The 14,320-nt window shown below is 70.4% G+C and carries 12 protein-coding genes; 7 read left to right on the top strand and 5 right to left on the bottom strand.

Features of this window, described 5'->3' with window-relative positions:
* Nucleotides 1-220: 220 nt before the first annotated feature.
* The 4 genes from OG738_RS12245 (at nt 221) to OG738_RS12230 (ending at nt 3,828) form a co-directional block, all read left to right on the top strand.
* Nucleotides 221-1,006 (top strand): response regulator transcription factor, encoded by a 786-nt coding sequence (locus tag OG738_RS12245; protein WP_329053714.1) that lies wholly within the window; start codon nt 221-223, stop codon nt 1,004-1,006.
* A gap of 139 nt (nt 1,007-1,145) precedes the next feature.
* On the top strand, nt 1,146-2,981 hold the full coding sequence (locus OG738_RS12240) for an acyl-CoA dehydrogenase (protein ID WP_329053712.1): 1,836 nt from the start codon (nt 1,146-1,148) through the stop codon (nt 2,979-2,981).
* A 133-nt stretch (nt 2,982-3,114) separates the two neighbouring features.
* Complete coding sequence (locus tag OG738_RS12235) at nt 3,115-3,390, top strand: GlsB/YeaQ/YmgE family stress response membrane protein (RefSeq protein ID WP_329053710.1); 276 nt, start codon at nt 3,115-3,117, stop codon at nt 3,388-3,390.
* Nucleotides 3,391-3,534: 144 nt separating this feature from the next.
* Complete coding sequence (locus OG738_RS12230) at nt 3,535-3,828, top strand: GlsB/YeaQ/YmgE family stress response membrane protein (RefSeq protein WP_329053707.1); 294 nt, start codon at nt 3,535-3,537, stop codon at nt 3,826-3,828.
* On the opposite strand, the gene OG738_RS12225 is transcribed toward OG738_RS12230, so the two are convergent.
* On the bottom strand, nt 3,818-5,191 hold the full coding sequence (locus OG738_RS12225) for an MFS transporter (protein WP_329053705.1): 1,374 nt from the start codon (nt 5,189-5,191) through the stop codon (nt 3,818-3,820). The two genes, OG738_RS12230 and OG738_RS12225, sit on opposite strands and share 11 nt — an antisense overlap.
* 152 nt (nt 5,192-5,343) lie before the next feature.
* On the opposite strand from OG738_RS12225, the gene OG738_RS12220 reads away from it, so the two are divergent.
* A complete protein-coding gene (locus tag OG738_RS12220; RefSeq protein WP_329053703.1) occupies nt 5,344-6,180 on the top strand; it encodes a helix-turn-helix transcriptional regulator in 837 nt (278 codons plus the stop codon).
* Nucleotides 6,177-6,884: a leucine-rich repeat domain-containing protein gene (locus OG738_RS12215; protein WP_329053701.1), complete on the top strand. Its 708-nt coding sequence runs from the start codon at nt 6,177-6,179 to the stop codon at nt 6,882-6,884. The genes OG738_RS12220 and OG738_RS12215 overlap by 4 nt, the downstream gene beginning before the upstream one ends.
* A gap of 4 nt (nt 6,885-6,888) precedes the next feature.
* Here OG738_RS12215 and OG738_RS12210 read toward each other — a convergent pair whose 3' ends face one another.
* The 3 genes from OG738_RS12210 to OG738_RS12200 all read right to left on the bottom strand — a co-directional run bounded on the left by OG738_RS12210 (nt 6,889) and on the right by OG738_RS12200 (nt 11,143).
* Entirely contained in the window at nt 6,889-8,916 is a 2,028-nt protein-coding gene (locus OG738_RS12210; protein ID WP_442875938.1) for a VanW family protein, read from the bottom strand.
* Between the two features lie 75 nt (nt 8,917-8,991).
* The gene (locus OG738_RS12205; RefSeq protein ID WP_329053697.1) at nt 8,992-9,324 is read right to left on the bottom strand and encodes a GroES family chaperonin; all 333 of its coding nucleotides are present in this window, start codon (nt 9,322-9,324) and stop codon (nt 8,992-8,994) included.
* A 1-nt stretch (nt 9,325) separates the two neighbouring features.
* A complete protein-coding gene (locus tag OG738_RS12200) occupies nt 9,326-11,143 on the bottom strand; it encodes an NHL domain-containing thioredoxin family protein (RefSeq protein WP_329056677.1) in 1,818 nt (605 codons plus the stop codon).
* 164 nt (nt 11,144-11,307) lie between these two features.
* Here OG738_RS12200 and OG738_RS12195 point away from each other — a divergent pair, with 164 nt between their 5' ends.
* On the top strand, nt 11,308-11,883 hold the full coding sequence (locus OG738_RS12195) for a hypothetical protein (protein WP_329053696.1): 576 nt from the start codon (nt 11,308-11,310) through the stop codon (nt 11,881-11,883).
* A gap of 47 nt (nt 11,884-11,930) precedes the next feature.
* On the opposite strand, the gene OG738_RS12190 is transcribed toward OG738_RS12195, so the two are convergent.
* A complete protein-coding gene (locus OG738_RS12190; protein ID WP_329053694.1) occupies nt 11,931-14,246 on the bottom strand; it encodes an oxidoreductase in 2,316 nt (771 codons plus the stop codon).
* Nucleotides 14,247-14,320: the final 74 nt, after the last annotated feature.

Raw genomic sequence — 14,320 nt, 5'->3', positions numbered from 1 at the left:
CGGCTTCCCGCGAAGGTTTTCTACCCAGAGTTTGCTGTGACCGCGCGATTAGGCCATGAGGGGGAGATGGCGTCATGAGCTGCGCAATCGCGACTCGTACCAAGCAGGAGGAGTCACTTTTGGCCGGTCCCGGCAGGGGGGACCGGACGGTGCCGGACGCGTGAACCGAGGGGACGCGTCAGGCGTCCCAGGAGCGACGGCGCAGAGACGGAGGCCCACGATGCACGGCATCGAGCCCACCCGCAGGCCCACCGGGCCGATCGGACCCGGCGGGCGAAGTCTCGGCGTGGCGGTGGTCGACCCGGTCCCGATCTTCCGCGACGGCCTCGCCGCGCTCGTCCACCGCAGCCAGGGGCTGCACTGGGCGGGCCAGGCGGCCAGCCACCACGCCGCACTGCAGCTGTGCGAGCAGGTCAAGCCGGACGTCGTCGTGCTCGACTCGGCGCTCGACCCGAACTGCCACCTGACGAAGCTGCTCAACGCGGGCGACCCGGCGTTGATCCTGGTCACGCTGATCCGGGACACGAACCGCACGCAGCAGTACCTCGCGGCCGCGATCGCCGCGGGCGCGCACGCGATCGTGCCGCGGTCGATCGACTCACGGCGGCTCGCCGAAGCGATCCGGCGCGCACACACCGAGCGCCGGTACATCGACCCGGCGCTGGCCGCGCTCACCGCCCGGCCGAAGCGGTCGACCGTGCCGAAGGGCGACCTCGCTCACGACAGTCCACCGGCGCCGCGTGGCGGGATGCCGCTGTCCCGGCGCGAATACCAGGTGCTCCAGCTGGTCGCCGAGGGCCTCGAGAACTCGGCGATCGCGAAGCTGCTGTTCCTGTCCGTCGAGACGGTCCGCACGCACGTCAAGAGCATCCTGCGCAAGCTGTCCGCGCGGGACCGGACGCACGCCGTCACCATCGCCTTCCGCGGCGGGATACTCGTCGCCCGTGCGGAGGACGGCCACGTGCCGGTGACTGCCGACACAACGGCCCTGCCTGGCCAGCGCTGACCCCTGGATCCGCCCGGATTTCCGTACTCGGAAGTGCGGATCCGCTTGCTCCAGTTACCCGCAGGTAATATCCTGAAGTTACCGGCGAGTAAGGCGAACATGTGCCCGGCCGGGGAGCCGAACACATTGGAGTGACGACATGGGCCACTACAAGAGCAACGTCCGAGACCTGGAGTTCAACCTCTTCGAGGTGCTCGGCGTCCAGGAGCGCCTGGGCAAGGGTGTGCTCGCCGAGTCCGACGAGGAGACCGCCCGTGGGGTGCTGTCCGAGCTGAACAAGCTCGCGACCGGCCCGCTCGCCGAATCCTTCGCCGACGCCGACCGCAACCCGCCCGTGTACGACCCGAAGACCTTCAGCGTCAAGATCCCCGAGTCGTTCAAGAAGAGCTACCAGCAGCTCCTCGACGGCGAATGGTGGCGGCTCGGCCTCACCAACGACCTCGGCGGCTTCGGCCTGCCCCCCACGGTCCAGTGGGCCGCGTCCGAGCTCATCCTCGGCGCCAACGCCCCGCTGTTCATGTACCTGGCGGGCCCGAACTTCGCGATGATCGTGAACAAGAACGGCACCGAAGAGCAGAAGCACTGGGCCCAGCTCATGATCGACCGGGCCTGGGGCGCCACGATGGTGCTGACCGAGCCGGACGCCGGCTCCGACGTCGGCGCGGGCCGTACCAAGGCCACCAAGCAGGAGGACGGCTCCTGGCACATCGACGGCGTGAAGCGCTTCATCACCTCGGCCGAGCACGACATGAGCGAAAACATCATGCACCTCGTGCTGGCGCGCCCCGAGGGTCCCGGCATCGAGACCAAGCCGGGCACCAAGGGCCTGTCGCTGTTCCTCGTGCCGAAGTTCCACTTCGACTCCAAGACCGGTGAGCTGGGCGAGCGCAACGGCGCCTTCGTCACCAACGTCGAGCACAAGATGGGCATCAAGGCCTCGACGACGTGCGAGCTGACCTTCGGCCAGCACGGCACCCCGGCCAAGGGCTGGCTGCTCGGCGAGGTGCACGACGGCATCGCGCAGATGTTCCAGGTCATCGAGTACGCCCGGATGATGGTCGGCACCAAGGCCATCGCGACGCTGTCGACCGGTTACCTGAACGCGCTCGAGTACGCCAAGGAGCGCGTCCAGGGCGCCGACCTGCCGAACATGCTCAACAAGGCCGCGCCGCGCGTCACCATCACGCACCACCCGGACGTCCGCCGCTCGCTGATGCTCCAGAAGGCCTACGCCGAAGGCCTCCGCGCGGTGTACCTGTACACGGCGTCGTTCCAGGACCAGCTGTGGACCGGCGAGGGTGACCAGAAGGTCGCCCACGGCGTCAACGACCTGCTGCTGCCGATCGTCAAGGGCGTCGGCTCCGAGCGCGCCACCGAGCAGCTCGTGCAGTCGCTGCAGACGCTGGGCGGGTCCGGCTTCCTGCAGGACTACCCGATCGAGCAGTACATCCGCGACGCCAAGATCGACTCGCTGTACGAGGGCACCACGGCGATCCAGTCGCTGGACTTCTTCTTCCGCAAGATCGTCCGCGACAAGGGTCAGTCGCTGGCCTTCGTCGCCGGTGAGATCACCAAGTTCATCGAGTCCGAGGCGGGCAACGGCCGGCTCAAGAACGAGCGCGCCCTGCTCAAGCAGGCCCTCGAGGACACCCAGGGCATGCTCGGCTCGCTGATCGGCTACCTGACCGCGTCGCAGGAGGACCCGCAGAGCATCAACAAGGTCGGCCAGCACACGGTCCGCCTGCTGATGTCGGTCGGCGACCTGCTCATCGGCTGGCAGCTGCTCAAGCACGCCGAGGTCGCCATCGGCAAGCTCGACGCGGGCGCGTCCGCCAAGGACGTCCCGTTCTACGAGGGCAAGATCGCCGTGGCCTCGTTCTTCGCGAAGCAGGTGCTGCCGGAGCTGACGGCCCGCCGCGCGATCGTGGAGGCCGCCGACAACGCGCTGATGGAGCTCGACGAAGCTGCGTTCTGAGAACACGAAAAGGGCTCTCCCCGCGTGGGGAGGGCCCTTTTCGCGTTTCAGGGCTGCACAACGGGGGCATTCCGGTCACCGAGTCCGACGGACCCGAGTGGCCGGGTTCGCGGATCCTTGAGAGGAGAAAGTGATGACTGTTGCCGGCATCGTCAGCGCACTCATCGTCGGGCTGATCATCGGTGTTCTCGGCCGGCTGGTCGCCCCGGGGAAGCAGAACATCCCGATCTGGCTGACCATCGTGATCGGCATCATCGCCGCCTTCGTCGGCACGGCCATCGCCCGCGGCCTCGGCTACGCCAACACGCCGGGCATCGACTGGCTGGAAATCCTGACCCAGGTCGTCCTCGCCGCGATCGGTGTCAGCATCGCCGCCGGTGCGTATGGACGCCGTGGCGTGACCAGGTAACACTCGGACCTCGGCCCGGTCCGGTTCGCCGTCGGAGCGAACCGGACCGGGCTTTTCCGTGCTCACTCCTTCGGGGGTCTGCGCGGGCGGCGCGCCGGGATCGGTGCCACCGTGGCGCTTATTGCGCTATCCGAGGAGGCAGCCGTGCTCGGCGGACTTTGGGGCATCATCTCGACGATCATCGTGGGCCTGATCCTGGGCGTGCTCGGCCGGTTGTTCGCACCGGGCGACCAGAAGATCCCGATCTGGCTGACGATCGTCGTCGGCATCGTCGCCGCGTTCATCGGCAACTGGCTCGCCGGGGTGTTCGGCGTCCGCGACACCGCCGGCATCGACTGGATCCGGCACATCTTCCAGATCGTCGCCGCCGTCGTCGGGGTCATCGCGGCCTCGGCGATCTACGCCAGGGTCAAGGGCGGCAGCCGGTCTACCGCTTGAGCGCCAGGCCTGCGCCGACGAGCAGCAGCGCGGCGGCGCAGGTCATCGCCGTGGTCAGGGCGGTCGCGGACGACGTCACGGCCAGGGTCAGGAACAGGCTGCCGAACGTGGCCACGCCGACGACCTGCCCCAGCTGCAGCGTGGTGGTCAGCAGGCCGCTGACGTCCGCCGCGCGCTCGAGCGGGACGTGCGTCAGCGCGTTCACCATCAGGGAACCGAACGCGGGTCCCATCGACAGGCCGAACAGCAGCAGGGCCACGAAGAACAACGTCCCGCCGTCGCGGCCCAGCCCGAGCAGCGCGTAAGCGATCGCCGATCCCGCGTAACCGCACGGGGTCAGCCAGGCGTGCACCCGCCGCGGCAGCCGGTTCCAGAAGAACCCGCACAGGCCGAAGACGACGCCGCCGGGCGCCATCGCCAGGCCGGCGGCCATCGCCGTCTTGCCGAGGCCCGACTGCAGGTGCAGCGCCACGCAGAAGAGGAATCCGCCGTAAGAGGCGACTCCCGCCGCGAGGGTCGCCAGGCCGGGTGTGACACCGCGGATCTTGAGGACGGCCAGATCGACGAGCGGGTCCGGCACCCGGCGCTCCACGACCACGAACAGCACGGCCAGCAGCGCGCCCACGGCGATCGAGACGAACGTCCAGGCGGGCCAGCCGGTTTCGTGCCCGAGGACCAGCGGCAGCACGACGAGCACCACCGCCGGCACGGCGATCGCGAGCCCGGCGAGGTCGAGCCGGCGGCCCGCCTTCGCGGCGCCGCCGGGCACCAGCTTGCCGGCGAGCACGGCGACGAGCACGCCCAGCGGCACGTTCACCAGGAAGATCGGCCGCCAGCCCGCTCCGAAGAGGTCGGCGCCGACGAGCACGCCCCCGAGTACCTGGCCGCTCACGAAGGCGACGGAGATGACGGCGGTGTACGCGCTGAGCGCCTTCGCCCGCGCGGCGCCGGTGAACTGCAGCTGGATGACGCTGATGACCTGCGGCATCATCAACGCCGCCCCGGCGCCCTGCGCGACCCGGGCGACGACCAGCGTCGCCGGCCCCGGCGCGAGCCCGCACAGCAGCGAGCAGACGGTGAAGGCGATGACGCCGGTGACGAACAGCCGTCGCCGTCCGAACAGCTCACCGAGGCGGGCGCCGGTGATCAGCAACATCGCGTAACCCACGGTGTAGCCGGAAACGACGAGCTGCAGCGCGGCGCCGGACGCGTGCAGGTCGGTGCGGATGTCGGCCATGGCGACGTTCACGACGGTGACGTCGAGCAGCGCCATGAACTGGCCGAGCAGCAGGACGGCCAGCATGAACCACGGCCGCCGGTCCGGCCGGGCTTCCCGGTCCGTGGCCGGGACAGAGGTGGTCATAGTCACGCCACTGACCCTGCTTTTCGCCGGCCGCGCGCGGAGAGAGCCTGGTGGTGCTGGTGCTGGGAGTACCTCCTTCCCGGACTGATCCGGCCACTGATCCGGCCGCTGATCCGGCTAAAACTGTCGTACCCCTCGGGCACCATGTCCCCATGACCGACACGCAGGTCCACACGAGCCGGGAGGAACTCGGCCGCTTCCTCAAGGCGTGCCGGGCGCGGATCGGCCCGGAGGAGGTCGGGCTCGCGCCCGGCCCACGCCGTCGTCTCAGCGGGTTGCGCCGGGAAGAGGTCGCGCTGCTCGCCGGCGTCGGCGTCACCTGGTACACGTGGCTGGAGCAGGGGCGGCCGATCAACGCGAGCTCGCAGGTGCTCGACGCGGTGGCGCGCACGCTTCGGATGGACCACCCGGAGCGGGAGCACCTGTACCGGCTGGCGGAGCTGACCCCGTCGCGGCTGCCGTCGTCGGTCGAAGAGGTGCCGGACGCGGTGCGCGAGGTGCTGCGCGCGCTGGACCCGCTGCCGGCCACGGTGGTCAACGGCCGGTTCGACGTGCTGGCGTCGAACGCGGCTCAGGAGGAGTTCTTCTGGGAGTGGCACAGCATGCCGTGCCTGCACAAGAACCTGCTGTGGTGCTGCGTGACCGAGCCGAACGCGCGGGCGTTCCTGCTGAACTACGACGAGGAGGTCCCGCACATGGTCGCGCGGATGCGCGCCGAGTACGGCAGGCACGTCGGCGACCCGTGCTGGGAGGAGGACATCCGGCGGCTGTCGGCGCTGAGTCCCGAGTTCGTCGCGCTGTGGGAGCGGCACGAGGTGGCGGAACCGCGGGCTCGGCTGCGGCGGCTGCACCACCCGCAGGCCGGGCCGATGAGCTTCCGGCTGACCGAGCTGGCGGTGTCGGAGGTGCCTGGCCTGCGGATCCAGGTGTCCACTCCGGACGATCCGGCCACCTGGGCCCTGTTGCCGTCGACGCGGCGGCCGTCATGACGGCACTCGCTCTGAGCGGCCAGGGGCTGACCGAGTTTCCGGTCCTGCCGCCCGGTCTCACCCGGTTGGATCTGTACCAGAACTCGCTCTCCGCGGTGCCCGCGTCGTTGTGGGAGCACACCGAGCTGGAGGTGCTCAACCTCGCGACGAACCGGCTTTCTTCGCTACCGCCGGGGATTTCCGCGCTGAAGTCGGTGCACACGCTCGATCTGGCGCACAACGAGTTCGCGTCGCTGCCGGACGAGCTGGGTGAGCTGGCCGGACTGACCGAGTACCTGTACGTCGGCGACAACCGGCTGACGGCGTTTCCTTCAGCGTGGTGCCGGTTGGGCCGGTTGCGCTATCTGGGCTGCACGGACAACCGGATCACAGCGTTGCCTTCGGATCTCTCCGGATTCTCCTCGCTGCGCGAACTCCGGTTGTACCGCAACGGGTTGACCGCGCTGCCGGAGTCGATCGGCGCGCTCGGCGCGTTGCGGGAGCTGCACCTGCGGGGGAACCGGTTGACGTCGTTGCCCGCGTCGATCGGGTCGCTGGGTGAGCTGCGTCAGCTCGACCTGCGGGAGAACCTCTTGGAGACCCTGCCTGGGTCCGTCGCCCGGCTGTCCAAACTGGACAAGCTGGATCTGCGGTGGAACAAGCACTTCCGGGAGCCGGCGTGGTTGCGCGACTTCGAGGAGGCGGGGTGCATGGTCCTTCGCTGACGACTCAACAGAGGATGGTCGGGCGCGGACCGTAGGTCGCCGTGTGCGACGTCCGCTTGACCTCGGCGCCACTTGCGACGTCGTAGAGCACGCGGGTGTCGGTGACGCTGAAGCCGGGCGTCCCGATCGACGGTACGCACGGGTCGGTGCCCCCGAACTGGACCGGTGGCGCGTCGCCGGGAGTTTGCGCGCCGGTCAGGCTTTCGACGCGGTAGTGGCGGGTGCCCCAGATCCGGACCGTCACGGAGTCGCCGGAGACCGTGGCCTGGATGGCGATCCCGGTCGCCGAGTCGTTGGTCAGCTTGAGTTCGACGGGGCTGCCGTCGGCGTCGACGGCCTTGGCGTCGCGGCCGGCGGGGTAGCGGTCGAGGTAGTGGTCGTGCTCGAGGTGGCCGCCGTCGGCCAGGCCGGCGAGGTAGCCCGCGTTGTACAAAGTGGACGCGAGCTGCGAGACGCCGCCACCGACGACCGTCGCGCCGGTGCCGTCTTCGTCGACCGGTGCGGGCACGTAGCCGTTGTCGGCGGTACGCGGGCCGGAGCGGGCGCCGAGGCTGAACGTCTCGCCGGGCTTGACGATCGTGCCGGAAACGCGGGCAGCGAGCGTCCGGTTGTTCGTCGCGGCCGGGCCGGCCAGGCCGCCGGTGGTGAACTCGCCGACGACCTCCTTGATGCCGAGCGCGCCGGCGGCGTCGGTCGTCACAGCGGGCTTCGAGGCGCTGTAGACGACGGGGAGGTCCCGGCCGTCGGTCTTCTTGAGCACGTCGATGAGCGGCAGGAAGGTCTTCTCCCAGTTGACCTTCCGGGCGTCCTCGGAGGGCTCGACGACGGGCTGGTCGCCGGTGAAGACGATCTGGGCGTCCTTGCCGTCGGTCTCGGTGCTCGCCAGCGGATCCTTGAGGGCGGCCTGCAGCTTGCCCTGGTCGATGCGGACCTCGAGAGCCCCGCCCTCGACCGCGGCGAACTGGAACGACGCCGCGATCGCGGCCGGCGTGAGCGGCACGTCCTTGCCCTGCCCGTGCACGACGACCGGTTTCGCCACGGCGGGCACGACGATCTGCCGGAACGCCGCCTGCACGCCGGCCGCGGTCGCCTTCACGGGCGTGATCGCCATGGCGAGCTTGACCCCGCCGGGGTCGAGCCAGTGGTCGGTGACGGTGTGCACGGCACCGGCGAGGTCGGTCAGCTGCTGGCCCTGCCGCGGCAGGATCGGGTAGGGCGTGACCCCGCCATCGCTGCCGTCGACGGCCATGAACCCGACCGAGCCTTCGGTGGCGGGGTGGTCCAGCCTGCCCTCGGCCAGTTCGCGCACGGCCTGCGCGATCTGATTGGGATCGGTCTGCGTCGCGACCCCGACCTCGCGGCTGGTGAAGAACGACATGATCCGCGTGATCGGGCTCAGTGGCTGGTGCCCGGCGAGCCCGAGGGTGTTCGGCCAGTCGAGCCCGAGCCCGGACGTCGAGGGCACGAGTTCGGCCTGGACATCGCCGCCGTGGATGACCACGGGCCGGGTGAGCCGCGGCTCGAGTTCGCTGCGCAGCTTGGCTTCCGCCTCGGCATGAGTGAGCCCCCCGACCTCGATCCCGGCGACGGTCACCCCCCGCGGAACGTCCCCGGCGCTGGCGATGAGATCGATGGCGTAGAGGATGACGAACAGCCCGAGCGCGATCCCGATGGACATCATGGTCCGGGCGACGCCCTTGCGCAGCTTCCGCGCGGGAGTCTCGGGCGCCGGAGGCGGAGCAGGGGTTTCGAGGAGTTCGCCGAGGAGGTCATCGGCGAAGAGATCGGTGGTCACGGCGGCGGGATCATCGGCGGGTTGCTCCGCGACCGTAGTTTCATGCACGGCTGGCGAGCCCACGGCAGGCTTGGCCGCCGTACGCAGAACTTCGGGCGCGGGTGGCGACTCTGCGGCCTCCGGCTCGTCCCCGGCGGATTGCTCCACCGCAGCGATCGCGGCTTCGGGCTCGGCGGGCGGGATCTCGGCAGGCGACTCCGCGGCGGCCTCACCTACAGCACGCGGCTCCGCGGTCACGGGCTCGGCCTCCCGCACCTCGGCGCGCTCGTGCGCCTTGTCGTCCGTCACGCCCCCGCCCTCCGCGGGACCGGCCTACAGGTAGAGACCCGTCCCGTGCTCGGTGCGCTCGGTCGCCATCGCGTGGATGTCGCGTTCGCGCATCACCAGGTGCCCCTCGCCCTGGATCTCGACCTCGAGCTGGTCCTCCGGGTTGAAGAGCACGCGGTCGCCGGTCTTGACGTTCCGCACGCTGTTGCCGACGCCCAGTACATCACCCCACGCGAGGCGGCGCGCGACCTGCGCCGTGGCGGGGATCACGATGCCACCGCTGCTGCGGCGCTCGCCCTCTTCCGGCGACAGCCGCACGAGGACGCGGTCGTGCAGCATCTGGATTTCGAGTTTCGGCCCGGCAGACACGCCCCGCATGCTACCCGTCGGTCCGCGGCTCGCCCGCCATGACCAGGCTCAGCTCGCGCGCCCCGGCCGCCTCGATCCGCACCGGGACGCCCCAGTCCTGCCGCGTGATCCGGCACGCCGGGTGCTCGCCGCCGTCATCGCAGCTCGCCGCCTGCGCGACGACCTGCAGCACGCCTTCCGTCACGCCGGGAGCCAGCACGATCTTGCGTGACAGATCCGTGCCGGTGCCGACGCCGTCGGCCAGGAGCGAAGGCGGCGACGCGCTGATCTCCAGCCGGGTCGACGGGCCGAAGCGGTCGTCCAGCTTCTCGCCCGGCGGCGCAGTGAACACGACCGAAAAGTCGATCTCGCCGGGCGCGAGCACGGTCGGCGGGCGGCGCACGGCGTGCGCGTCACCCGCCACGAGCGTCGGCTCGGCCGCGGGCAGCGGGCCGATCCGGTTGCCCGCCGACTCGACGACCAGCAGCTCACCGTCGTGCAGCAGGAGTCCCTGCGGCTCCAGAAGCCCGGTGGCGATCGTGGTCACTTCGCGCGTGAAGACGTCGAAGCGGCGTACGGCGCCGTTGTAGGTGTCGGCGATCGCGACCTTGTCGCCCGGCAGCACGGCGAGGCCGAGCGGGTGCTGCAGCAGTGCCTCGTCGGCCGGGCCGTCGGTGTGGCCGAACGAAAACAGGTCGACGCCGATTGCCGTGTGCACGGTGAACGACTCGCCGTCGGGCTCGATCCAGCGCAGCGCCGACGTCTCCGCGTCGGCGAGCCACAGCTTGTCGCCGTCCGCGGCGAGGCCCGACGTCTGTGCGAAGAACGCTTCGCCGACGTCGCCGTCTCGGAGGCCTTCGACGGTTGTCCCGGCGAAGCGTCGGATGGTGCCGGAAACCGGGTCGAACACGCTCAGCGTATGGTTGCCGGCCATCGCGACGACGACCCCGCCGGCCGGGCCGTACCAGGCGACGTCCCACGGGCTCGTGAGGTCGACCTCGATGCCCTTGCCCGAGTCCGGCCCGGTGCGCCACTGCGCGCCGGTGCCGGCGACCGTGGTGACTTCGCCGGTGATCAGGTCGAGGCCGCGCAGCCGGTGACCGGCCGTGTCGGCGACGACGGCGTGGTAGCCGGCGCGCTCGGCGACGTCGTACGGCAGCAGCGCGATGCCCGACGGCTCGGCGAAGGTCGCGACGTCGAACGGACCGTCCTGACCACCGCGTTCCCCGCTGCCGAAGCGCCGGATGACCGTCTCGCCGTCCGAAGCGAACTCGACGACGGAGTGGTGCCCGGTGTCCGCGACGAGGATGCGCCCCTCGGCCGTCGCGACGGCCTTGCTCGGGAACCGCAGCTCGCTGACCTGCTCCTCGACCGGGACGTACGGGCTGCCGCCGCGGCGAAGCGTCCCCTTCGCTTCGTGCTTCGTGACGAGGTCCGCGATGACGCGGCGAAGTGCCTCTTCGTGCCCTTCGCCCGCCGCGACGTGCACGACGTACCCCTCCGGGTCGACGACCGCCAGCGTCGGCCACGCGCGGACCGCGTACTGCGACCACAGCTCCATCTTCGGGTCGTTGACCACCGGGTGGTGCACGCCGTAGCGGCGGACCGCGGCTTCGATCGACGCGCGCTCGCCCTCGTGCAGGAACTTCGGCGAGTGGACGCCGATCGTGACGAGCACGTCCGCGAACTCGGCTTCGAGGGGACGCAGCTCGTCGAGCACGTGCAGGCAGTTGATGCAGCCACTGGTCCAGAAGTCCAGCAGGACGACGCGCCCGCGCAGCTCGGCGAGGGTCAGCGGGCGGCCGCCGGTGTTCAGCCAGACGTCGCCGCGCAGCTCGGGGGCGCGCACGCGGGCCTGCGGTCGGGGTGAAGTCACGGCAAGAGTGAACTACACCCGCTCACGCTCTGTTCCGGAGTTCAGCCGATGAGAGAACAAACTCACCCCAAGGGGGTGCCCGTGAAGAGCGCGGAAAAGAACGCGCGGCGGGGTGAGCCGCCGCTTACGCTCCTGTCATGACCCCCGTCCAGCCGGCCGGCGCCCTCACCTTCGAGGAGGCACGGCACCTGCAGGAGAACCTCCGGGAACCCGTGCGTCCCGGGCTGACCGGACCCGAGCTCGACGACGTCGAGCGCCGCTTCGGCTTCCGCTTCGCCGCGGACCACCGCACGTTCCTGTCCGCCGGCGTCCCGATCGGCGACCGCTGGCCCGACTGGCGCTGCGGCAACCCGGAGCAGCTGCGCAAACGCTTGGCGTGGCCGGTCGACGGCGTGCTGTACGACGTCGAGCACAACGGCTTCTGGCTCCCGGACTGGGGCACGCGCCCGGTCGGCCCGGAGGATGCGGTCCGCGAAGCCCGCCGACGCCTGGCCGACGTCCCCCAGCTGGTGCCGGTGTGCGGGCACCGGTACCTACCGGGCGTTCCGGGCGCCGCGGGCTACCCGGTGCTCTCGGTGTACCAGACGGACATCATCGTGTACGGCTCTGACCTGCGCGATTACCTCCACCGCGAGTTCGCGACGGGTGGCATCAGCACCGCCCCACCCGACGGCCCGCGGTACATCGACTTCTGGTCCCGCTTCATCGACTAACCGACTCTGGCGCTCTCTAGGAGCAACGCCAGAAAGCCGGAGAAAGCTCAACTTTCCCGGCGCAGCATCCGGCTCACGCCCGCCGCCACCGTGGTCGCCAGGATCCAGCCCGACGCCGTGAAGCCGGCCGCCACCCAGTTGTCCGGGCCGTGCATGTACCAGCGCGACTTGTTGCCGAAGTCCACGATCGGCACCAGCAGGTCCGCCGTGTAGATCACCGGGTTCCACTGCAGCCCGGTGTCCTGCTGGTTCACCACGCACCGCGGGCCGTTCGCGATGATCTCGTGGGCCGGGTCGGCCGACTTCCAGTGGATGCAGTCGTCGGTGCCCAGGCCGAACCACAGGCTGCCCAGCACCAGCAGCGTGAACAGCCAGCCCAGCGCGCGCACCGGGCGGTAGCCGTAGCCGACCATCGAGCGCTGCAGCCAGCTCCACAGCCGCACGCCCGGCCCGAAGAACTTGAAGCCGCGGGCGAGTGCCTCGTACCGGAACTGCTGCTTGCGCAACGCCACTGTGGACGCGTGTTCTTCGTTTCCCGCCGCGCGGAGCATGTGCGCGAGCTGGTCGTACGGGCCCGGGCGGTAGCCGCGCATGGCCTTGCTCAGCAGCTCGATGCGGTGGTCCAGCGCCTTGTCGTCGGCCAGCGGGATGCTCTTGCCCAGCGCGTCGTAGCGGAAGTCCTCCAGCTCGATGCCCTCGGACGCGGCCCAGAACTCCTCGTTGTCGGTCAGCGTCCCGCAGTGCGCACGGCGCAGCACCACGTGACCGGCCGGCGGGATGCTCGGCGTCAGCGTGAACTCGTCCGCCGCGACGTCGCCGGCGTCGAGCGCCACCAGGAACGGCGGGAACGAGCTCAGCTGCGAACCCCGCAGGTCCACGCGCCGGGCGACCTGGGCGCCGTCGAGGTTGACGCCGCCCTCCGCGACGAACGGGCGGCCGTTGTTGTCCCGCAGGGTCAGGTCGCGGCCGATCCGGCCGGTGCGGATGTCGAGGGAGAAGCTGCTCGTCGCGCGCAGGCCCGGTTCCGTCAACCGCGTGCCCGCCAGGTTGATCGAGCCGCCGACCTCGACGCCCTGCAGGCGCAGCGTGCCGTGGATCGTCGCGTCCGTGAGCTGGAAGTTACCCGCGATCTTCGACCGGCGCGCCGAAAACACGTCCCGGCCCGGGTGGCGGAACATCGAGTTCCAGGCCAGGAAGTTGCCGCCGACCGTGACGTCGGCCAGCCGCAGCTGGCCGGTCGGGACGCGCAGGCTCGTCGCCTCGATGTCGCCGCCGATCTCGGTGCCGTCCAGGTGCAGCGCGCGGTCGTAGTACGGCTGCGACTTGCCGCGCACCACGCTGATCTCGGCGCCGGCCAGCCGCAGCGAGCCGCCGATCCGCGCGTTGACCATGCGCAGCGTGCCGAGCGCCTGCAGGCCGTCCGACAGCTCGACGTTCCCGTCGACGCGCATCCGGTCGGCGACCAGCGCGGGCCGCGGGTCCAGGTACGGGTCGTTCGACTTCCACGCGTCGACGGCGATCGGCCCCTGCTGGGACACCGTCAGCTTCGCCTCGCGCAGCACGATGTCGCTGTCGACCGTGGCGCTGGGCAGGTACATGATCCCGGTGGCGGAGAAGCGTTTTCGCTGGCTGGCGGGCCCGTAGTTGTCGACTTCGCAGAGCAGGCTGCCGCCGATGTGCAGGCCGTTGCCGTTGAGCGCGAAGCCGTCCGGGTTGTTCAGCGTGGCGCCGGAGAAGTTGACGTTGCCGCCGGTCCGCAGGCCGGGGAGCCGGACTTCGCCGTTCGCGACCATCCGGTACGCCAGCAGCGCGCCGGCGAGCACCAGCCGGTCGGCGTGGATCGCCTTGCCGTGCGGGTGGGAGATCACCGTGCGGGTGAGGACCAGCGACCCCTCGATGACGGCGTCGGTGAGGTTGACCGCGGCGTTCGGCATCCCGCGTTCACGGTCGTCACCGCGCTGGACGGTGGTCTCCTCGATCTCGCGGTCCGCGCCGTCGACCTGCACGACACTGCGGATCAGCCGGACGTCGTTGCGGCTGCGCATGTTGCGTGCCTTGAGCCCGGGCAGCCAGCACTTGCGGAACACGAGACCCAGCAGGTTGGCCTCACGCACGTCCGGCGGTTGCTCGAACCGGCAGCGCTCGAACCGGAAAAGGTACTTGAGGTCGGCGGCGCGCAGGTCGAGCGTGCCGGTGATGTAGGCGTCCTCGACGTAGACGATCGGCGCGTTCGTGGCCTGCCGCCGCCAGCGCAGCAGGCCGCCGTTGCCGGGTTTCAGCAGGTCGGAGGCCTTGACCTCGTAACGGCGGTCCGGGATGCCCGCGAACGGGTCGAGCGGAGGGAGCGCACTCTCGGTCGTCATGAGCGGCCCCCTCCCTCACCCTCCTTCAAAGTAGCGAACGCGAACGGTATTCGCAGGCGTTTCGCGGGTCCACG

The organism is Amycolatopsis sp. NBC_01488, from assembly GCF_036227105.1.
Taxonomy (GTDB): domain Bacteria; phylum Actinomycetota; class Actinomycetes; order Mycobacteriales; family Pseudonocardiaceae; genus Amycolatopsis.
This window is presented reverse-complemented; position numbering and strand designations above follow the sequence as displayed.

Excerpts from the sequence above, each read along its gene's own strand:
- OG738_RS12220 (WP_329053703.1), top strand. The coding sequence starts at position 5,344 with ATGACCGACACGCAGGTCCACACGAGCCGGGAGGAACTCGGCCGCTTC.
- OG738_RS12205 (WP_329053697.1), bottom strand. The coding sequence starts at position 9,324 with ATGCGGGGCGTGTCTGCCGGGCCGAAACTCGAAATCCAGATGCTGCAC.
- OG738_RS12225 (WP_329053705.1), bottom strand. The coding sequence starts at position 5,191 with ATGACCACCTCTGTCCCGGCCACGGACCGGGAAGCCCGGCCGGACCGG.
- OG738_RS12240 (WP_329053712.1), top strand. The coding sequence starts at position 1,146 with ATGGGCCACTACAAGAGCAACGTCCGAGACCTGGAGTTCAACCTCTTC.
- OG738_RS12190 (WP_329053694.1), bottom strand. The coding sequence starts at position 14,246 with ATGACGACCGAGAGTGCGCTCCCTCCGCTCGACCCGTTCGCGGGCATC.
- OG738_RS12235 (WP_329053710.1), top strand. The coding sequence starts at position 3,115 with ATGACTGTTGCCGGCATCGTCAGCGCACTCATCGTCGGGCTGATCATC.
- OG738_RS12215 (WP_329053701.1), top strand. The coding sequence starts at position 6,177 with ATGACGGCACTCGCTCTGAGCGGCCAGGGGCTGACCGAGTTTCCGGTC.
- OG738_RS12195 (WP_329053696.1), top strand. The coding sequence starts at position 11,308 with ATGACCCCCGTCCAGCCGGCCGGCGCCCTCACCTTCGAGGAGGCACGG.
- OG738_RS12245 (WP_329053714.1), top strand. The coding sequence starts at position 221 with ATGCACGGCATCGAGCCCACCCGCAGGCCCACCGGGCCGATCGGACCC.